This window comes from Pseudomonas sp. XK-1 (genome assembly GCF_038069885.1).
Classification (GTDB): domain Bacteria; phylum Pseudomonadota; class Gammaproteobacteria; order Pseudomonadales; family Pseudomonadaceae; genus Aquipseudomonas.
This window is the reverse complement of sequence record NZ_JBBPES010000007.1, coordinates 155,544-173,756: the sequence shown is the minus strand read 5'-3', so window position 1 is coordinate 173,756 and position 18,213 is coordinate 155,544. Positions and strand designations below refer to the sequence as shown.

At 65.0% G+C, this 18,213-nt stretch carries 16 protein-coding genes; 3 read left to right on the top strand and 13 right to left on the bottom strand.

The genetic code is table 11. The annotated features are described in order from the left end of the window. Positions 1-27: 27 nt before the first annotated feature. On the top strand, positions 28-1,260 hold the full coding sequence (locus tag WMW70_RS18640; protein WP_341438954.1) for an NADH:flavin oxidoreductase/NADH oxidase family protein: 1,233 nt from the start codon (positions 28-30) through the stop codon (positions 1,258-1,260). On the opposite strand, the gene WMW70_RS18635 is transcribed toward WMW70_RS18640, so the two are convergent. From WMW70_RS18635 to speB, 9 genes are all read right to left on the bottom strand, one after another. Beyond that, positions 1,257-1,913, bottom strand: coding sequence for a cupin domain-containing protein (locus WMW70_RS18635; RefSeq protein ID WP_341438953.1), 657 nt, complete (start codon positions 1,911-1,913; stop codon positions 1,257-1,259). The genes WMW70_RS18640 and WMW70_RS18635 overlap by 4 nt on opposite strands. An 85-nt stretch (positions 1,914-1,998) precedes the next feature. Further along, a complete protein-coding gene (locus WMW70_RS18630) occupies positions 1,999-2,682 on the bottom strand; it encodes a type 1 glutamine amidotransferase domain-containing protein (RefSeq protein ID WP_341438952.1) in 684 nt (227 codons plus the stop codon). A 151-nt stretch (positions 2,683-2,833) separates the two neighbouring features. Further along, the gene (locus WMW70_RS18625; RefSeq protein WP_445942169.1) at positions 2,834-4,282 is read right to left on the bottom strand and encodes a methyl-accepting chemotaxis protein; all 1,449 of its coding nucleotides are present in this window, start codon (positions 4,280-4,282) and stop codon (positions 2,834-2,836) included. A 366-nt stretch (positions 4,283-4,648) separates the two neighbouring features. Then, on the bottom strand, positions 4,649-5,728 hold the full coding sequence (locus tag WMW70_RS18620) for an FAD-dependent oxidoreductase (protein ID WP_341438950.1): 1,080 nt from the start codon (positions 5,726-5,728) through the stop codon (positions 4,649-4,651). 120 nt (positions 5,729-5,848) lie between these two features. Then, complete coding sequence (locus WMW70_RS18615) at positions 5,849-7,288, bottom strand: aldehyde dehydrogenase family protein (RefSeq protein ID WP_341438949.1); 1,440 nt, start codon at positions 7,286-7,288, stop codon at positions 5,849-5,851. 35 nt (positions 7,289-7,323) lie between these two features. Continuing rightward, positions 7,324-8,061, bottom strand: coding sequence for an MBL fold metallo-hydrolase (locus WMW70_RS18610; RefSeq protein WP_341438948.1), 738 nt, complete (start codon positions 8,059-8,061; stop codon positions 7,324-7,326). Between the two features lie 49 nt (positions 8,062-8,110). Continuing rightward, on the bottom strand, positions 8,111-9,451 hold the full coding sequence (locus WMW70_RS18605; protein WP_341438947.1) for a purine-cytosine permease family protein: 1,341 nt from the start codon (positions 9,449-9,451) through the stop codon (positions 8,111-8,113). An 81-nt stretch (positions 9,452-9,532) separates the two neighbouring features. Beyond that, complete coding sequence (locus WMW70_RS18600) at positions 9,533-9,952, bottom strand: YybH family protein (RefSeq protein ID WP_341438946.1); 420 nt, start codon at positions 9,950-9,952, stop codon at positions 9,533-9,535. A gap of 67 nt (positions 9,953-10,019) precedes the next feature. Next, the gene (speB, locus tag WMW70_RS18595; RefSeq protein ID WP_341438945.1) at positions 10,020-10,979 is read right to left on the bottom strand and encodes an agmatinase; all 960 of its coding nucleotides are present in this window, start codon (positions 10,977-10,979) and stop codon (positions 10,020-10,022) included. Positions 10,980-11,197: 218 nt separating this feature from the next. On the opposite strand from speB, the gene WMW70_RS18590 reads away from it, so the two are divergent. Continuing rightward, a complete protein-coding gene (locus WMW70_RS18590) occupies positions 11,198-12,088 on the top strand; it encodes a LysR family transcriptional regulator (protein ID WP_341438944.1) in 891 nt (296 codons plus the stop codon). Positions 12,089-12,100: 12 nt separating this feature from the next. Here the strand turns inward: WMW70_RS18590 and WMW70_RS18585 are convergent, their stop codons facing one another. Continuing rightward, positions 12,101-13,114, bottom strand: a complete 1,014-nt coding sequence (locus WMW70_RS18585) for an AraC family transcriptional regulator (protein ID WP_341438943.1) — start codon at positions 13,112-13,114, stop codon at positions 12,101-12,103. Positions 13,115-13,212: 98 nt separating this feature from the next. On the opposite strand from WMW70_RS18585, the gene WMW70_RS18580 reads away from it, so the two are divergent. Further along, the gene (locus tag WMW70_RS18580; RefSeq protein ID WP_341438942.1) at positions 13,213-14,283 is read left to right on the top strand and encodes a fatty acid desaturase; all 1,071 of its coding nucleotides are present in this window, start codon (positions 13,213-13,215) and stop codon (positions 14,281-14,283) included. 94 nt (positions 14,284-14,377) lie between these two features. Here WMW70_RS18580 and WMW70_RS18575 read toward each other — a convergent pair whose 3' ends face one another. The 3 genes from WMW70_RS18575 to WMW70_RS18565 are packed head-to-tail and all read right to left on the bottom strand — an operon-like array spanning position 14,378 to position 18,193. Next, positions 14,378-15,091 (bottom strand): DUF3047 domain-containing protein, encoded by a 714-nt coding sequence (locus WMW70_RS18575; RefSeq protein ID WP_341438941.1) that lies wholly within the window; start codon positions 15,089-15,091, stop codon positions 14,378-14,380. After that, the gene (locus WMW70_RS18570) at positions 15,091-17,232 is read right to left on the bottom strand and encodes an FAD-dependent oxidoreductase (protein ID WP_341438940.1); all 2,142 of its coding nucleotides are present in this window, start codon (positions 17,230-17,232) and stop codon (positions 15,091-15,093) included. Before WMW70_RS18570 ends, WMW70_RS18575 begins: the two co-directional genes overlap by 1 nt. Next, the gene (locus tag WMW70_RS18565; RefSeq protein WP_341438939.1) at positions 17,225-18,193 is read right to left on the bottom strand and encodes a hypothetical protein; all 969 of its coding nucleotides are present in this window, start codon (positions 18,191-18,193) and stop codon (positions 17,225-17,227) included. Before WMW70_RS18565 ends, WMW70_RS18570 begins: the two co-directional genes overlap by 8 nt. Positions 18,194-18,213 lie beyond the last annotated feature (20 nt).

Below are 18,213 nucleotides of genomic sequence, written 5' to 3'. Positions count from 1 at the left end.
GCTCCACCTGCTACCCCGGAGTACGCCATGACTGCCTTCCAAGCGCTGCAACTGCCCAACGGTACAAGCATCACCAACCGCATCGCCAAGGCGGCGATGGAAGAGAACCTGGCCGACGCCAGCCAGGGCCCGTCCGCCGAATTGCTGCGGCTTTACCAGGCCTGGGCCGAGGGCGGTGCCGGGCTGCTGCTGACCGGCAACGTGATGGTCGACCGCCGCGCCATGACCGGCCCCGGCGGCGTGGTGCTGGAAGATGAGCGGCAGCTGGACAAGTTCCGCGACTGGGCGCGGATCGGCCGTGCCCAGGGGGCGCAGTTCTGGATGCAGATCAACCACCCCGGCCGGCAGATGCAGGCCAACCTCGGCCAGCAGACCGTCGCGCCCTCGGCCGTGGCCCTGGAGCTGGGCGGCCTGTCGAAGATGTTTCCTATGCCCAAGGCTTTGGATGAGGCCGAAATCCACGGGCTGATCCAGCGGTTTGCGCGCACCGCGCAGCTGGCCGAACAGGCCGGTTTTACCGGGGTGCAGATCCACGCGGCGCACGGTTATCTGCTCAGCCAGTTTCTTTCACCCATCAGCAACAAGCGCACGGACAGCTGGGGCGGCTCGCTGGAAAACCGTGCGCGCTTATTGCTTGAAGTCGTCAAGGCGGTGCGTGCCCTGGTGGCCCCGCGCTTCTGTGTGGCGGTAAAGCTCAACTCGGCGGATTTCCAGCGTGGCGGCTTCGATGCGGCGGACGCCAAGCGCGTGGTGCAGCTGCTGAACCCGCTGGATGTCGACCTGGTCGAGCTGTCCGGCGGCAGTTACGAGGCCCCGGCCATGCAGGGCGATGCCCGCGACGGCCGCACCCTGGCGCGCGAAGCCTACTTCCTCGAATTTGCCGGCGAGATCGCCGCAGCGGCGACCATGCCGGTGATGGTCACAGGTGGTATTCGCCGCCTACCGGTGGTCGAGCAGGTATTGGCCAGCGGTGTGGCCATGGCCGGTATCGGTACGGCGTTGGCCATTGAGCCAGCATTGCCCAAACAGTGGCAGGCGGGGCAGCACGAGGCCCGCGCCGAACTGCCGCCGATTCGCTGGAAGAACAAGGCGTTTGCCTCGCTGGCCTATATGGCCACGGTGAAGTTCCAACTGCGTCAGCTCAGCCGAGGCAAGCGCACCAATGCGCAGGTTTCACCCTTGCGCGCCTTGCTGCTGGAGCAGTTCAAGACCGCGCGGCGTACGCGCGTCTATAAGCGCTTGATGGCCAGCCTGGGTTAATCGGGCAGGTGCCCGGTTTTTACCCAGATCAGGCAGCCCGCTGCACTGAACGGTTGGTGCTCGGACAGGTGCGGGCTGCGCAGCCAGCTGCCCGCCGGGTAGTCGCCGAACTCATCCTGGAAAACGCCCTCCAGCACCAGAATCTCCTCACCGCCCCAATGCCGATGGCGGTTGAAGCGCGTGCCCGGTGCCCAACGCACCAGGGCCACCTGCTCGGTGCCGTGCTGATGCAGCGGTAGCACACTCAGCCCGGGAGCCATGCCGGGTAGCCATTCGGCGCGGCGGCTGTCGATGACCACGTGCTGGTCATCCGCCTGCTCAAACTGCATAAGTTTTACGAAGATGGTGCAGCCTTCTCGGCTGAAAGGCGCATGTTGGCTGCCGATCGGGTTGCGCACATAGGTGCCGGCCGGGTAATCGCCGCGCTCGTCGGAGAACACGCCCTCCAGTACCAGAAACTCCTCGCCACCGGGGTGCTGATGCGCACTGAAGTGTGAGCCCGCCGCGTAGCGCACGATCGAAGTGGCTCGCGCCACCTCATCGCCAATCCGGTCGAGCATGCGCCGCTCTACGCCCGGCATGGGTGATGCGATCCAGGGGCTGTCGTCTGGGCGGACCAGCGCCCGTTGGCTGAAATCGGCATTGAGTTGCATGGGCGAGATGACCCCTGGCTGGCGTTCGGATTGCGTGTCGCTCTGTGATACCCCAAGTGCAGCCTGCACGCCAGCCGATTCACGCTTAGCGCTTTGTCAGCTGTTCGAGCAGTGCTTCGGCGGTGGCATCCGAGGAACCGGGGTTTTGCCCGGTGATCAGCAGCCCATCGACTACCACATGGCTCTGCCAGTCGTTTGTGCTGGAGTAACGGCCGCCGTTGGCGATGAGCATGTCCTGTACCAGGAATGGCACCACCTCGGTCAGTTGCACCGCGGCTTCTTCGCTATTGCTGAAACCGGTAACCTTTTTGCCGTTAACCAGCGGCAGACCGTTTGCCGCTTTTACGTGGCGCAGCACGCCCGGGGCGTGGCAGACCGCTGCCACGGGTTTGTTTTGCGCCTGGAAGCGTTCAATCAGGGCGATGGAGGTGCGGTCCTCGGCCAGATCCCATAGCGGGCCATGGCCACCGGGATAGAACACGGCCTCGAAATCATCGGCCTGCACCTGGCTTAACGGCAGGGTATTGGCCAGCGCCTGTTGCGCTGCAACATCGGCTTTGAAGCGTTCGGTGGCAGGCGTTTGCGCGTCAGCTACGTCACTTTTCGGGTCGAGCGGCGGCTGGCCGCCCTTGGGCGAGGCCAGGGTCAGCTGCGCCCCGGCATCCTTGAACACGTAATAGGGCGAGGCGAACTCTTCCAGCCAGAAACCGGTCTTGTGCCCGGTGTCGCCCAGTTGGTCGTGGGAGGTCAGTACCAGCAGGATCTTCATAGGATGTCCTTGGAAGCGGATGGCCGATAAATGGCCTACAGCGTAAGAACCCCAGCCTGGCTCGATAATTCAAAATATTGTTGCGCCAGGGGCGAGCGCCCTGAACTGTGGGCGGCAACGCTTCGGCTGCTGGCCGAGGCGTTGCGTGCGATCAGGGCTCCGGCTTGTAACCCAGGCGCAAACCGCCCCAGTGGCGGCCCTGGACCATGATCGGCACCGACAGGTCATGCATCAGCTCGCCGGTGTCGCGCATATAGGTCTGCAGCAGCAGCGGTTGCTGGTGGCTGCCGCAGCGGATGCCGGTGCGGTCGTTGAACAGGCGCTTGCTGCGGCTTTTCAGGGTGTCCACGGCGCGGTCGCCAGTGGGGGCGTGGTTGAAGGCCTTGTTGTGGGTCGGTACATAGCCTTCGGCGGTGCAGGCTATGGCGAATACCAGGCCTTCGTGCTGACTCAGCAGAGGCTCCTGAATGGTCGGCAATACCTGGTCGGCGTAGCTGTCGAAGCGGGTTTTGAACTTGGCCGGGAAGCTGTTGGCGATTGGCTGGTATTGCCGGTCGAACAGGTCGTTGGCGCTGATGCGGCCGGCCTGGATATCCGCTTCGAACTGCGCGGCGATCTGCGCCGCACCGCTGCGGGCCAGGTCGTAGACGCGCTGGTGGTAGTCGTCCAGGCCGACGGCGGCGAGCTGCTCACTGACGGTTTCCGCCTGCCCCACCAGTTGTTCGGAGGCGCGGCTGAGCTGGCGGGTCTGGCCTTCGCTGTCGCACACGTCGCCGCGCAGCTGGCTGACCGCGACCGACAGCTCGGCCAGGCGCTGATGGTTTTCCGCGGTGCCGTGGTTGATCTGTTCGACCTGCTGTTCGACGTCCACGGCCAGGCCGGCGATGCCTTCCAGCTGCTCGCCGGTGTGGGCGATCTGCTGCGCAGCCTGATCCAGCTGATCGGCCTGCTGCTGAATATGGGTGACCACCGCCAGGCTCTGCTGACGGATATCGGCGACCATCTGGCCGACCTCTTCGGTGGCGCTGCTGGTGCGCCCGGCAAGGTTGCGCACCTCGTCGGCGACCACGGCGAAACCGCGGCCCATCTCGCCGGCACGGGCCGCTTCGATGGCGGCATTGAGCGCCAGCAGGTTGGTCTGGCTGGCAATCGACTGGATCACCTGGGTGACCTTTTCGATCTGTTCGGTGCGGCTGCTGAGGCCGTCAATCAGCTGGCGGCTGGCGGCGGTCTGGGTGCTGAGTTGCTGCATGGCGGCGATGGCCTGGTGCAGCTCATGTTGCCCGTTGGCGCTGTTTTGGCGCACCGATTGCGCCGCAGTCAGGGTCTGCTCGGCGCGGCGGGCATTGTCCTGCTCGGTCTGGGTGATGGCCTCGGCAGCCTGGTTGATCTGCTCGACTGCGCCCAGCTGCGATTGCAGCTTGCTGGCCAGTTGTTGCACCGCGTGGGAGACCTGGGCGGCGGACAGGGCGTTATGACAGGTGTGGCGGGACAGCGTGCGGCTCAGTTCGTTGAACTGCACGCCCTCTTCGGCGGCGTGCGCCGGGCCATCGTCCTTGCGCTGCCAGGGCCCGAGCCAGGGCCACAGCGCCAGCAGCATAAAGGAGGCCATGCTCAGGTATAGCGGCATCTGGACCTGCTGGTAGAGCACCATCAGCCCGGCCAGGCCCAGAGCATGCAGTGCGCAGGTCTTGGGGTAGCTAATAAAAGCAGAGCGCATAACCAACCTCGTTATTTTTATGCCGATTCCGGCGTTGCCAGGCACGGGTACCGGCGCATAGCTGTGCAGCCGGCCGGGAGTTGTATGCAGCGCGCTGGAGGCGCGTTGTGCGTGCACAGTTGATCGGCCGTTGTCAGCGAATCTGTAGACCATAGTGGGGGCGACTCCTTACGGCCAGCATTCACGAGGTTCTTGATTCGATCACCCCTGGCGGCGCAAGGCCATGGCACTTTGGTAGCACAAGGCCTAGCCGTAAAGACGATGGCGCTGGATAAAGCCGCGGTCCAGATAGTCTTTCCAGCGCCCGTAAAACCGACCGCCGGCACTGTAGCCATGCCAGTCGAGCAGTGCGCCGCCGTCGCCGGTGGCCAGCAGCGCCAGGCTTTGTCGTTGCGGGCGGTAGCGTTGCAGCGGCAGGCCGCGCAGCGCAGCGTTGAGGTTGGCGGCCAGCACCGGGGCCTGGCGCACCGAGTAGACCCCGCTCTTGCGCGCGCCAGGCAGGCTGGCACAGTCGCCCACGGCGAAAATCGTTGGATGGGTATAGCTCTGCAGCGTTGGTGCGATCAGCACGAAACCCTGCTCATCGCAGCCCAGGCCGCTGTGCGCCGGCCAGGCAAAGGCTTTGGCACCGCTGGCCAGTAACAGGCGTTGGCCGCGCCAGACCGGTTCGTCGCCGCTGAGCAGGCAGTCGTTCTTGATCTGGCTGATCGGACAATCCTCGCGCACCCAGACGCCGCGCTGGCGCAGATGGCCGAGGGCGCGCAGGCGCACCCCGGCAGACAGACCATCGAGCAGATGGCCGGCGCAGAACAGCGCCAGCCTTGGCACCTGGCCGGCGAGCGCCAGGGCCAGTTCGACCCCCGCCGCGCCGCCACCGAGAATCGCCATGGGCTGCGGCGCGGCCTGCCACTGCTGCCAGCCCTCGAGAAACTCCGCGAAGGGTTTGACCGCCAGCAGCTGCATGGCGTCGCCCTGCTGCGGCGGTGCAGAAACTTGCGCGCCGACATTGAGCGACAGCCAGCTGGCATCCAGGGTGCGGCCATCGACCAGCTGCACCTGCTGCTGGGCGGCGGACAGGCTTGCCACCGGACTGACGATCAGCTCGACCTTGGCCGCCCGACACAGCGGCTGCAGCTCGACCTGACAATCCTCCGGCCGATGCCGCCCGGCCAGCAGCCCCGGCAGCATCCCCGAATACCAGGCCGCCGGCCCTGCACTGAGCAGGGCAATGCGCCCCGGCGGGCGCTCCAGAAGGGCCCAGCGCCGCAGTACGCCAAGGTGCGCGTGGCCGGCACCGATCAACAGCAGGTCATAGTGATGCGTCACGCCGAGCTTCCATGGTTGCACGTGCAGGGGTGCAACCATGGTAAAGCCATGTCGTCGTGATGTGTTGCTGGAATGTGAGGGTGTGCAGTGCGCACCAGGATTGCGCTCCCGACGACTTCGTTAGCTGTCTGCGCCGGGCAGGGTAATATGTTTGACCTGCTGAAAGGCTGACAAGCCCCAGGGCCCCAGCTCGCGGCCGATGCCGCTGGCTTTGCCGCCGCCCCAGGAGGTGTGCGGGTAGATCACCTGCGCCGAGTTGATCCATACATGCCCGGCTTCCAGTGCAGCCGCCACACGCAGGGCGCGGTTGCGCTCGGCGCTGACCACGGTGGCGGCCAAGGCGAAGTCGCAGTCGTTGGCCTGGCGCAGGGCATCGGCCTCGTCGCTAAAGCGTCGGCTGCAGAGCACCGGGCCGAAGATTTCCTCGCGCCACAGGCGGCTGTTTTCCGGCACATCAGCGTACAGCGTGGGCGCGACAAACCAGCCGGGCCCCGGCAGCTGCCGCGCGCCGCTCAGGCACTGCAACCCTTCGCGCTCGGCGATGGCGAAATACTCCAGCACCTTGTGCAGCTGCGCCTGGCTGGTCATCGGCCCCATTTCACAGCCTTCGCTGTACGGATCGCTGACCCTGAGCACATTGAGGGCGGCGCTCAGCTTGTCCAGCAGGGCGTCGGCGATGCTCTCTTCGACCAGCAGGCGCGAGGTGGCCGAGCACATCTGCCCGGCGTTCCAGCAGATACCGGCGATGATCCATTGCACCGCCTGGTCCAGATCGCTGTCGGCGAACACCAGGATCGGCGACTTGCCGCCCAGCTCCAGGGCCACCGGCAGGGTGCGGGCGCTCGCGGCCTGCATCACCTTGCGCCCTACCGCATTGCTGCCGGTAAAGGACAGCTTGGCGATCTGTGGATGAGCGACCAGCGCCGCGCCGGTGGCAGCATCGCCCGGCAGCAGGTTGAACACCCCCGCCGGCAAGCCGATGGCGTTGGCGATCTCGCCCAGTTGCAGCTCGATCAGCGGGGTCAGCTCGGAGGGTTTGAGCACCACGCAGCAACCCGCCGCCAGGGCCGGGGCGAGCTTCCAGGCGCTGGTGACCAGGGGGAAGTTCCACGGCACGATCAGGCCGACCACGCCGAGCGGCTCCAGGCGGGTAAAGGACTGGTAGCTGTCGTCCGGCAGGGCCACGGCGGCGTTCTGGCGGGCATCCAGGCCGTCGGCCAGTTCGGCGTAATAGGCGAAGGTGGCGATGGCATCGCTGATATCCAGTTCGGCCTCATGCCGCGGCTTGCCGTTGTTGCGCATCTGCAACTCGATCAGCTGCGGGCTGCGCGCCTCGATCTCTGCGGCGAAGGCGCGCAGGTAGTCGGCGCGTTCACGTGATGGGCGCAGGCTCCAGGCCGGCAAGGCGCGTCGCGCCGCCTGTACCGCCAGCTCGACATCCGCCGCCGACGCGCAGGCCACGCTGGCGATCCGCTCGCCGGTGCTGGGGTTGAATACCGGCAGTTGGCTGGCGCTGCCGGCGGCTTGCCAGGTGCCATCGATAAACAGTTGTGCTGTCATGCATCACCTTGAACGGCGTCTGAGGACGCAAGGGCTTAGGGCTGTAAATGCGGGTGGTCGGCAAACCAGGCGTCGATCAATAGACGCATGCGTTCGCCGGAGAAGCTCGGGAAGTGGCCGCCATGCACCACGCGTACCGGCAGCGCACGCAGGCGCGCCAGGCTGCTGGCGTAGTGATCCAGGTTGGAGTGATAGGCGTCTTCGATCAGCGGGCCGTCGTAGAGAATGTCGCCGGAAAACAGCGTCTGGGTTGCCGCTTCCCACAGGCTGATGCCGCCCGGCGAATGGCCGGGAGTATGCAGTACCTGCAACACCCGGTTGCCCAGATCGAGCACATCGCCCTCCTCGATCAGCCGCGTGGCCGGCGCAGCATGCACGCGGTATTCGGCGTAGCACAGTGGGCAATCCGGGTGCGCCTCGAACATCTCATCGCCGACAAAGGCCGTGGCCAGGGTATTGGCCCCGGTTGGCGCGGCGAGAATATCGGCTTCGGCTGGATGCACCAGGCGCTCACTAAATTCATGGTGGCCGGCGATATGGTCGAAGTGGCAATGGCTGGCCACCGCCAGCAGCGGTTTCTCGGTGAGCCAGGGCAACTGCTCACGCAGGCTGACCAGGCCAGAGCCGGAGTCGATCAGCACATCGCGCTCGCGGCCTTGCACATGCCACATATTGCAGCGGTAGAAGGGCCGTACATAGGGTTCGTGGATCAGCTGTACGCCGTCATCCAGACGGTGCACTGCAAACCATTGTTCGCGTGTGACGATTTTCATGTCGTGCTCTCAACCGGGTGGCGGGGCAGCCCCGCCACGCAGGTTCAAACTAGGCCAGTTGCGCCTTGGGCACCAGCACCCAGCGGCGCAGGATGGCATAGCTGGCGGCGGTGATCAGAAACACCGGGAGCGAGGCACCAAAGGCCAGTGGTGCAACCCAGCCCCAGTAGTAGGCCAGCACTGCGCCCAGGCCGTAGGCAGCGAAGGCAGCGGGGTTGAAGCCGCCGACATAGCGGTAACGACCGCCATCCTCGCTGAGCAGATCGCCAACGTCGTACTGACCCCGATGAATCAGGAAATAGTCGGCGATCAGCACGGCAAAGGCCGGGATAAATACGCTGCCGATGATCAGCAGGAAGTTCTGGAAGTTGTCGAGGATACCGGGAATCTGTGAGCCGAGAATCGACAGCACGCCGATGCACAGTGCCGGTTTCCAGAAGCGGGTCTTCGGGCTGATATTCAGGTACGACAGCGAGGCGCTGTAGACGCACATCACGTTGGTGGTCATCACCGAGAGGAACACCACGATGGCCGCCGGCAAGCCAAAGCCAAAACCGGCCAGCAGTACCGCCGGGTCGTAGGTCTGTTCCATGCCGCCGAGTACCGAGAACCCCGATACCGCGGCACCCAGGCCCATGGCCAGCAGGGTGGCGGCCACATAGCCGACCCAGGTGCCGACGGCGGCTATGCCCTGGCTGCGGCAGTTGCGGTTGTAGTCGGCAGCCAGGGGAATCCAGGAAAACGCCGTGGCGATAACGATATCGAAGGCGATGCCTGGGCTGATCTCGTTACGTGGCTCCACCGGCATGCTCAGCAGACTGGTGAATTCGAACTTCTGCCCCATCACATAGAAGACTGCGCCAGCCAGCAGCAACATGCCGACAGCAGCCCAGCGTTCGACCCGCTCAATGCCCAGGTGGCCGCGCAGGGCGATGAGCAGCACCAGGGTTTCGCAGAGGATGGTGAACAGCGGCAGGTTGGAGTAGCCGGTCAGATGCTCGACTGCGTAGTTCAGGCTCATGCCGGCCAGCAGTGCCTGAATCCAGCTCCAGGCCAACAGGGTCAGCAGGTTGACCAGCGACGGCAGTTTCGCGCCCTGAGAGCCATAGCTGCCGCGCGCCAGCACCATAGTGGTCAGCCCCGAGCGCTGCCCCATCAGGCCGACCAGTACCAGCGGCAGTATGCCGATGGCCGAACCGGCCAGCACGATCAGCATGGCCTGCACAAAGGGTAAGTCCGGCACCAGCAGCATCCCGGTGAGGATGGTGGTAACCACCACGTTGGCACCCAGCCACAGGGCGGTGGTACCGCCAAGACCGAGGCTGCGGTGGTCAGAGGCAGTGGGCGCAAGGCCGTCCTGACCGAAGTGTTGAGTTATGTTCTTGAGCACGCGGGTGACTCCCCTGGTTGTTGTGTTTATTCGGTTGGTGCGTGGCAGTTGTTTTGCAGGTCTCTGGCGGTTTTTTGTGGTCTAGCTGGCGAGCAGCGACAGGTGTTCGTGACAGGCGAGCCATCGGTCGCTGTCAGGCTGTCGTCGGAAGACAATGGTCTCGCGTTCCCGGCTATGCAGGTCGTTGCCGGCAATACGCACATGTGTGCTGACATCGTGAATGAAAATTGCGCTGTCGCCGTGCAGGGTCAGCAGTGGGGCGCTGGATGTACAGGCCAGGACGGTAAAGCCCTCGGTCTGCCAGGACGCCCAGCGTTGACGGTAGGCGTCGAGATTGGCTAGCACCTCGTCGCAACTGTGAAAGACGAAGGTGGCGTCCTCGCTGAAGGCGGCGAAGTACCTTGCGCTGTCGTTATTGGCGAAGGCGCTGACCAGTTCAGCGGCCGCCTGCAGTACAGCCTGAGCGTCGTGCGGCGTTGCCGGGTTGTGTGCGGCGTTCATTGTGGCACCCTGTTACTTGTTGTCGTCGGCATCGCATGGCGTGCCCGTCTGCAGCTATTAGGCCTGTTCAGCGGTGCTGAACACCCGGCAGCACGCAGAGCATTTCGTAGAGCAGATTGGCCCCCAGCAACGAGGTGTTGCCGGTGGTGTCGTAGGGTGGCGAGACTTCGACCAGATCGCCGCCAACCAGCTGCAGGCCCTGGCAGCCACGGATGATCTCCATTGCCTGGATGGTGGTCAGGCCGCCGATTTCCGGGGTGCCGGTACCTGGGGCCCAGGCCGGGTCGATACCGTCGATATCGAAGGAGAGGTACACCGGGCCGCCGCCGACCTTGGCGCGCACTTCTTCCATCAGCGGGGTCAGGGACTGGTGCCAGCACTCTTCGGCCTGGACCACACGGAAGCCCTGCTTGCGGCTCCAGTTGAAGTCCTCGGCGGTATAGCCCTGAGCGCGCAGGCCGATCTGTACCACGCGGTCGCAATCGAGCAGGTCTTCCTCCACCGCGCGGCGGAAGGTGGTGCCGTGGGCGATCTTCTCGCCGAACATATGGTCATTCACATCGGCGTGGGCGTCGATATGCACCAGGCCGACCTTGCCGTGCTTTTTCTTGATGGCACGGAGAATCGGCAGGGTGATGGTGTGGTCGCCGCCCAGGGTCAGGGGGATGATGCCCAGTTCGAGGATCTCGTCGTAAGCCTCTTCGATGATGCGGATGGCCTCGGCCATATTGAAGGTGTTGATCGGCACATCGCCGATATCGGCGATATTCAGCGAGTCGAAGGGAGCCGCGCCGGTGGCCATGTTGTAGGGGCGGATCATCACCGACTGGGCGCGAATCTCGCGCGGGCCGAAGCGGGTGCCGGAGCGCAGCGAGGTGCCGATATCCAGCGGTACGCCGACGAAGCCGACATCCAGTTCACGTTTCTCTTCGGCTTTCTGGATATGTGGCAGACGCATCATGGTGGCGATGCCACCGAAGCGCGGCATCTCGTTGCCGCCCAGGGGCTGGTGCAGGATCTTGTCCACGGCTAGGCCTCAGCATTCTTGTGGTTATAGGAGTCGTTGGGCCGGATTGTTGGACAGGCCGTGCCTGCAACAAATCGTTGCAGGCAAAAACTTAGTTCAGGAATTTCTAAACTAATAAGCGCCTCTGTAGGATGGGTTAGCCGCATAGCGGCGTAACCCATCAACTCGACCGCATGGGTATCGCTGCGCTCAACCCATCCTACGAGGAGCCCGCGCCGATGAGCCAAGCCCTGCCCGATCTCAAGCTGCTGCGCATCTTCGTCTCGGTGGTGCGCCACCAGGGCTTTGCCGCGGCGCAGCAGGAGCTGAACCTCTCCACCTCGGCCATCAGCACCTATATGAGCCAGCTGGAAAGCCAGCTGGGTCTCAGCCTCTGCCATCGCGGCCGCGGCGGCTTCAGCCTGACCAGCAAGGGTGAGCTGTTTCATCAGGAGACGCTGCGCCTGCTCGGCGAACTGGAAGGCTTCGAGCGTTACTCGGCGGCGCTCAAGGGCGAGCTGCGCGGCACCCTCAACCTCGGCGTGCTGGACTCCACGGTAAGCGACCCGGCTCTGCCGCTGGCCGAAGTGATCGGTGCCTACAGCCAGGAGCACCCGGCGGTGCATCTGCACCTGTCGGTGGCCAGCCCTTACGAGCTGCAACTGGCGGTACTGGATAACCGCCTGGACCTGGCCATCGGCGCGTTTTCCACGCGGATGAACGGCCTGGTCTACCAGCCGCTGTACCGCGAGCAGCACTGGCTGTATTGCAGCGAGCGCCACTCGCTGTTTGGCGCGCGGCGCATCCCCGAGGAAGTGATCGCCCAACAGCGCATGGTCGGTCGCGGCTACTGGAGCCAGGCCGAGCTGGCCCGGCACGGCTTCAAGCACAGCGCGGCGACGGTGGAGTCGATGGAGGCCCAGCTGATTCTGGTACTGTCCGGTGCCTATATTGGCTACCTGCCGGAGCATTACGCCCAGTCCTGGGTCGACCAGGGGCGGCTCAAGGTGCTGCTGCCGGCGACCTTCGGCTACCAGGCCCCCTTCTCGTTGATTCTGCGCCGTGGCCGCTCGCGGGAAGCGCTGATCCAGACCTTCCGCGACCTGCTCAAAACCCAGCTGAATGCGTGATGCGTATGCCGGTTAGCCGTGTTTCAGTCCTTCGCGGTAATGGCTGGGCGCTTGCCCGGTCCAGCGTTTGAAGGCGCGGCTAAAGCTGCTGGTGTCGGCGAAGCCGAGCAGGTAGGCGATCTCACTGATCGAGCAGTGCGGGTCGCGCATATGCTGCAGAGCCAGGCTGTGGCGGGTGTCGGCGAGCAGGCTCTCATAAGTGCAGCCCTCGTCGGCCAGATGCCGCTGCAGGCTGCGCAGGCTCAGGTGCAGGGTTTGCGCGATACGCTCGGCGGACGGTTCGCCATCCGGTAACTGAACCTCGAGGCAAGCACGCACCCTCTGCCTCAAGGTGGCGCTCTGCAACTGTTCGAGGGTGCGCTTGAGCACCGTCTCATTGTGTTCGGCCAGTTCCGGGTTGCCGTCGTCCAGGCGCTGTTCGAAGGCGGCGCGGGGGAAGCGCAGCAGGTTTTCCGTCGCGGCAAACAACAGCGGTGCGCGGAATACCGCATGCCAGGGCTGGGCATCGGCGGGTTCGGGGCGCTGCAGCTGCACCGCCAGCGGGGCGAAGTCGCGGCCCAGGCGGTTGCGGCAGCTGCGGATATAGATCGCGGCGAAGGCATCCAGCGCCTCGGGGGCCGGCGGCGGGCTGCCGGGCGGTACGCGAAAGCTGAATTCGTAGGCGTCGGCGCATTCGCGCAGTTCCAGCTCGAGGGCATCGCTGACCACCCGGTGGTAGCGCACGATACGCTCGAACATCTCGTGCAGGCTGCTGCTGGCACCCAGGGCGTAACCGAGGGCGTGAAAGGTGGTGGGGCTGACGTACTGCGAGGTTTTCAGGCCCAGCGCCGGGTCGCCGCTGGCCGCGACGGCCAGTTGCCACAGGCGCGTGGTGATGGACAGCGGGCAGCGCGCGTTGGGGTCGTCGAGCAGGCTCGGTTTCAGCCCGGCCTCCAGGCACAGCGCCGCGCTGTCGAGGCCCAGGGCATCGAGCTGCTTGCGCAGGGCGCGGGTCCAGCTGGCCAGGGTGGTGGGTTCGGCAGTCATGCAGATTGGCGGGTCCGGTCAACAGGTTGGCGTTCAGGGTCAGGCGGTCGCCCGTGCTTGGCGGCACAGTAGCCCCTCATCAACATGAGGATGTAGGCATGCCCCACTCCCCTGCAAGCACTGCAGCACTTAATGACGCGCAACGCGCCGCACTGATCCGCCAACAGGTGCTTGCCCATGGGGTCGAACTGCGCCAGCGCTTCCCCCTGCTCAAGCATCAGGATGCCCTGGGTGCCGGCATCCTGACCTTCGCCCTGGCCGGCATGCTCGGCTCGGCGGCGCTGTATATCGGCGGTTACCTGGCCTGGTGGGCCTGCCTGCTGCTGAACGCCTTCTTCGCCTCGCTGACCCACGAGCTGGAGCACGACCTGATCCACTCGATGTACTTCCGCAAGCGCCGGGTACCGCACAACCTGATGATGGCGCTGGTCTGGCTGGCGCGGCCGAGCACCATCAACCCCTGGGTGCGTCGCCATTTGCACCTCAACCACCACAAGGTGTCCGGCAGCGAGCAGGATACGGAGGAGCGCGCCATCACCAACGGCGAGCCCTGGGGCCTGGCTCGCCTGCTGATGGTTGGCGACAACATGATGAGCTCCTTCATCCGCTGGCTACGGGCGAGCAATCCCAAGCACCGCCGATTGATTTTGACCCGCACGCTCAAGGTCTATGCGCCGCTGGGTTTGCTCAACTGGGGCACCTGGTATGTGTTTCTCGGCTTCCATTTGATCGACTTCGCGGCCGCCGCGCTGGGCGCGCCAGTGACCTGGTCGGCGACCACCTTGAGCGTGATGGCGCTGGTGAATATCGCCGTGGTGGTGCTGGTCGGCCCCAACGTGCTGCGCACCTTCTGTCTGCACTTTGTCAGCTCGAACATGCACTACTACGGCGACGTCGAGGCGGGCAACGTGATCCAGCAGACCCAGGTGCTCAACCCCTGGTGGCTGTGGCCGCTGCAGGCGTTCTGCTTCAACTTCGGCAGCAGCCACGCGATCCACCATTTCGTGGTCAAGGAGCCCTTCTATATCCGCCAGCTCAGCGTGCCTTTCGCGCATAAGGTGATGCGTGAGCACGGCGTGCGCTTCAACGATTTCGGCACCTTTGCCCGGGCCAATCGCTGGACGCGTCGCGAGCAGGTTGAGTCCGCCAAGCAGGCTCAGGTTGCCTGATTCCTTAAAGGTAGGAGCGGGCCATGCCCGCGATGTTTTTGCATCGCAGGGGTTCGCGGGCATGGAACTGGGTGTCCCCCCCGCTCCTACGTCGTCAGGGCTTGCCGCGCTGCAACAGTGGCGCGGCGAAATAGCTTTCCACCGACTCGCCGGTATTGTCGCTGTCGGCGGCGAACACCACGCCGAGAACCCTGCGCGGTGCGCTGCCAAAGGCGGCGATAGCATCCGCGCGCAGGTCGCGGGACTCGCTCAGCCATTGCCCCAGTGGCGCTTCCGGGCCGCGCAGTACCTGCATCTCCACGGTCTCGGTATAGGCGCTGCGGGCCTGGCTGCCCGGCGGTTGGCGGTTGTCCCAGACATAGCTGAGGGTTGCCGCTGGCAGATCGGGGTCGAAGAAGGTACGCGCCAGGCGCAGCTTCTGCCGGGTAACAAAGCTCAGCGAATCCAGCGGGTAATCCAGCAGTACATAAACTCGTGCGGCGTAGTCGTCGCCTTCACGGGTGGCGAAGCGCGCCCGCTTCAGTTTCTGCTCGGTGCGCCATTGCCAGCTCAGTTGCCAGGGCTGGTCGCCGGGCAGGTCCAGCGGATGCAGCAGGCCACCGGCAGCGGCATCGGCTTTGATCCGCAGCACCTGCTTACCACCCTGCTCGACCAGGTTGCGCTCTGAGGGCTTGAGCTTGGGGATATCCGCCAGCCGCCAGGGAGCCGACCATTCGCCGTTGGGCGGGCCGGCCGTCCAGGGCGTCAGCTGGTTATCGGCTTGAGCCACCGGCGTCAGTACCAGCAGCGCCAGCAATAACCCGCGCATCAGCTTCTGCGCCAGGTGTGGAAGCGCTCGACCAGGCGCAGCAAGCCTTGCGGGGCATGGGCGCGCTTCCATTCGCCGGCCGCGTATTTGTTGGCCTCGGCCATGGTCGGGTAGGTGTGAATGGTGCCGAGAATCTTGTTCAGGCCCAGGCCGTGTTTCATTGCCAGCACGTATTCGGCGAGCAGTTCACCGGCGTGTTCGCCAACGATGCTGACGCCGAGAATCCGGTCCTTGCCCGGCACGGTCAGCACTTTGACAAAGCCGTGGGCGGCTTCGTCGGCAATCGCCCGGTCGAGATCATCGATGCCGTAGCGGGTCACCTCATAGGCGATGCCCTGAGCATTCGCCTCGCTTTCGTTGAGGCCCACGCGGGCCACTTCGGGGTCGGTAAAGGTGCAGGCGGGAATCACCCGGTAATCCACCTTGAAGCGCTTGAAACCGCTGAACAGTGCATTCACCGCGGCATACCAGGCCTGGTGCGCCGCCACGTGGGTGAACTGGTAGGGGCCAGTGACATCGCCCACCGCGTAGATATTGGGGATGCGTGTGGCCAGGTATTCGTCGACTTCCAGGGTGCCGTTGGGGCGCAGGGTCAGGCCCAGTTCCTCGACGCCATAACCGCTGACATTGGCCACCCGGCCGAGGGCCAGCAGCAGGCCATCGAAGGCGATGGTCACCTCCTCGCCGGTGTCCAGGCGGCGGGCGACCATACGCTGTTCGCCATCCACCACCTCGAAGCGCTCGGCGCGATGCTGCAGGCGCACATCCACGCCGTCGCTACGCAGGCTCTGCAAGACCAGCTCGCTGGCGTCGGCGTCTTCGCGCGGCAACAGGCGCTCGGCCAGCTCCACCTGAATCACCTGGCTGCCGAGGCGCTGGAAGGCCTGGGCCAACTCGCAGCCGATCGGCCCGCCGCCCAGTACCAGCAGCCAGCGCGGCTGCTGGCGCAGGTTCCAGATGGTATCCGAGGTGTAGCCCTGTACCGCCTCTATGCCGGGGATCTTCGGCACCAGCGGCCGCGCGCCGGCGGCAATGATCAGGTTGCGACTGGTCAGGGTCTGGCCATTCACTTCCACCGCCCAGGGCGAGAGGATTTTCGCCTCGCCCTGAATCACTTCGACGCCCAGCCCGCTGTAGCGCGCCACCGAATCATGGGGTTCGATGTCGGCGATCACCCGCTGGATACGTTGCATCACCGCCGGGAAATCCACCGCGCCCTGCACGCCGGTAAAGCCCAGGGCCGGTCCCTTTTTCAGTTCATTGGCCAGCTTGGCCGAGCGCAGCAGCGCCTTGGAGGGTACGCAGCCGGTGTTCAGGCAGTCGCCGCCCATCTGGTGTTTTTCGATCAGGCTGACCTTGGCCTTTACCGCCGCGGCGATATAGGCGCTGACCAGGCCGCCGGCACCGGCACCGATCACCAGCAGGTTGCGATCAAACGTCTTGGGTTTGTGCCAGCCGGCATACACCCGCCGCGCCTGGATCAGGCCGAGCAGCTTGCGCGCGATCAGCGGGAACACCCCGAGCAGGACAAAGGCACCGAGCAGCCCCGGCGAGAGGATGCCGGCCAGGGAGTCCAGCTGGCCCAGTTCGCGCCCGGCATTCACATAAACCAGGGTGCCCGGCAGCATGCCCAGCTGGCTGACCCACCAGTAGGTGCGCACCGGCAGGCGGGTCAGGCCCATGGCCAGGTTGATCAGAAAGAACGGGAAGACCGGCACCAGACGCAGGGCGAACAGGTAAAAAGCCCCTTCCCGTTCGACGCCGTTATTGATGCCACTCAGGCGCTGGCCGAAGCGGCTCTGTACCCAGTCACGCAGCAGAAAGCGGCTGCTGAGCATGGCCAGGGTCGCGCCCAGGGTGGAGGCAAAGGAAATCAGCACGAAGCCTTCGATCAACCCGAACAGCGCCCCGCCAAGCAAGGTCATCAGCGCCGCGCCGGGCAAGGACAGCGCGGTCACCGCGACATAGGCGAGAAAGAACAGCCCCGCCGACTGCCAGGGGTTGCTCGCAACCTGGGCGTTGAGCGCGGCCTGCTGCGCCTTAAGGGCTTCCAAATTGAGGTACTGGCCAATATCGAAGATAAAGAAGCTGCCCAGCAGCGCGAGGATCAGGCCCATCAGGGCGATTTTGCGGCTATTCATCAGTCAGCGCCTCCAGGGCGCACAGGCTTTGGCACAGGCTAAAACCGCCCAGCAGGGCAGTCTCGGGGCGGTCGCTCAGCTGGCCGAGCACCCGTGAACGATAGGACAACGCCGCCGGGCTATGGGCAGGCCACTGGCGGTCGAAGTCGGCGAGAAAGGCATCGTGCGCGTAGTTGAGCGGCAGCGCTTCGATAAACAGGCCATCACGCTGGCAGCGATACAGCGCCGCTGGATGTGGTGTCGTCGCGATGCGGCTCAGCAGGCCATAACGGCCGCCGGCAAAATTTGGCAGCCCGGCTGCACCGTTGTTGATCAGCGCGCCGTGGGGCAGATTCAAGGCTGCTGCCGAGCAGGTATGGCTGGTGGCGAGTACTTGCACATTGTTGGCGGTAAACCAAACATCCAGTTGCTGCTGGCGCTCCGGCTCGCTGAGCGATTCCCGCGAGCAGTTCCAGCCGGCCAGGGACTGCTCGTCGCCATGACTGATGGCCACACGCTGCCCGCCGACCTTGACCAGTGCGGTGGCTGGTCGCGTCGTCAGGCGTTCGGCCATGCCCGGCAAACCCTGCACGGTTTTGTTGAGTTCCTGCTGGATGGCATTGGAGCGTTCGACCACCGCTTCTTCCACCGTCAGCGGGTAGGCACAGCCGCAGCCGGCCCCGCTGTCGTCGGCGCGGCCCAGTTCGGTTTCGACATTGCCGCGCAGGGCCAAATGGCCGCTCAGCCCTTGCTCGATGGCCTGGAAAATCGCCGGATCGCGGTCAAACCAATGGGCGTCGCCGTTAAACACCACCCGCGCATTCGGTTCGGCGGCCAAGCGCCGCTCTAGCGCCGCCAGGGCCTGGCGATTGCCATACAGGCCGCCGACCACATAGAGCACGTCGCAGTCGAACAGCGGCTCACCGCGAAAGGCATCCCGTGCCAGGCGGTAGTCCAGCGGGCAATCACGGCCGGCGCGCATCAGGTTCTAGCCCCCAGCCA

What these genes read in the sequence shown, in the direction of transcription:
- WMW70_RS18635 (WP_341438953.1), bottom strand. Translation starts at nt 1,913, where the DNA reads ATGCAACTCAATGCCGATTTCAGCCAACGGGCGCTGGTCCGCCCAGAC.
- WMW70_RS18630 (WP_341438952.1), bottom strand. Translation starts at nt 2,682, where the DNA reads ATGAAGATCCTGCTGGTACTGACCTCCCACGACCAACTGGGCGACACC.
- WMW70_RS18590 (WP_341438944.1), top strand. Translation starts at nt 11,198, where the DNA reads ATGAGCCAAGCCCTGCCCGATCTCAAGCTGCTGCGCATCTTCGTCTCG.
- WMW70_RS18580 (WP_341438942.1), top strand. Translation starts at nt 13,213, where the DNA reads ATGCCCCACTCCCCTGCAAGCACTGCAGCACTTAATGACGCGCAACGC.
- WMW70_RS18575 (WP_341438941.1), bottom strand. Translation starts at nt 15,091, where the DNA reads ATGCGCGGGTTATTGCTGGCGCTGCTGGTACTGACGCCGGTGGCTCAA.
- WMW70_RS18570 (WP_341438940.1), bottom strand. Translation starts at nt 17,232, where the DNA reads ATGAATAGCCGCAAAATCGCCCTGATGGGCCTGATCCTCGCGCTGCTG.
- WMW70_RS18585 (WP_341438943.1), bottom strand. Translation starts at nt 13,114, where the DNA reads ATGACTGCCGAACCCACCACCCTGGCCAGCTGGACCCGCGCCCTGCGC.
- WMW70_RS18600 (WP_341438946.1), bottom strand. Translation starts at nt 9,952, where the DNA reads ATGAACGCCGCACACAACCCGGCAACGCCGCACGACGCTCAGGCTGTA.
- WMW70_RS18625 (WP_445942169.1), bottom strand. Translation starts at nt 4,282, where the DNA reads ATGCTGCTGGCGCTGTGGCCCTGGCTCGGGCCCTGGCAGCGCAAGGAC.
- WMW70_RS18615 (WP_341438949.1), bottom strand. Translation starts at nt 7,288, where the DNA reads ATGACAGCACAACTGTTTATCGATGGCACCTGGCAAGCCGCCGGCAGC.
- WMW70_RS18610 (WP_341438948.1), bottom strand. Translation starts at nt 8,061, where the DNA reads ATGAAAATCGTCACACGCGAACAATGGTTTGCAGTGCACCGTCTGGAT.
- WMW70_RS18640 (WP_341438954.1), top strand. Translation starts at nt 28, where the DNA reads ATGACTGCCTTCCAAGCGCTGCAACTGCCCAACGGTACAAGCATCACC.
- WMW70_RS18565 (WP_341438939.1), bottom strand. Translation starts at nt 18,193, where the DNA reads ATGCGCGCCGGCCGTGATTGCCCGCTGGACTACCGCCTGGCACGGGAT.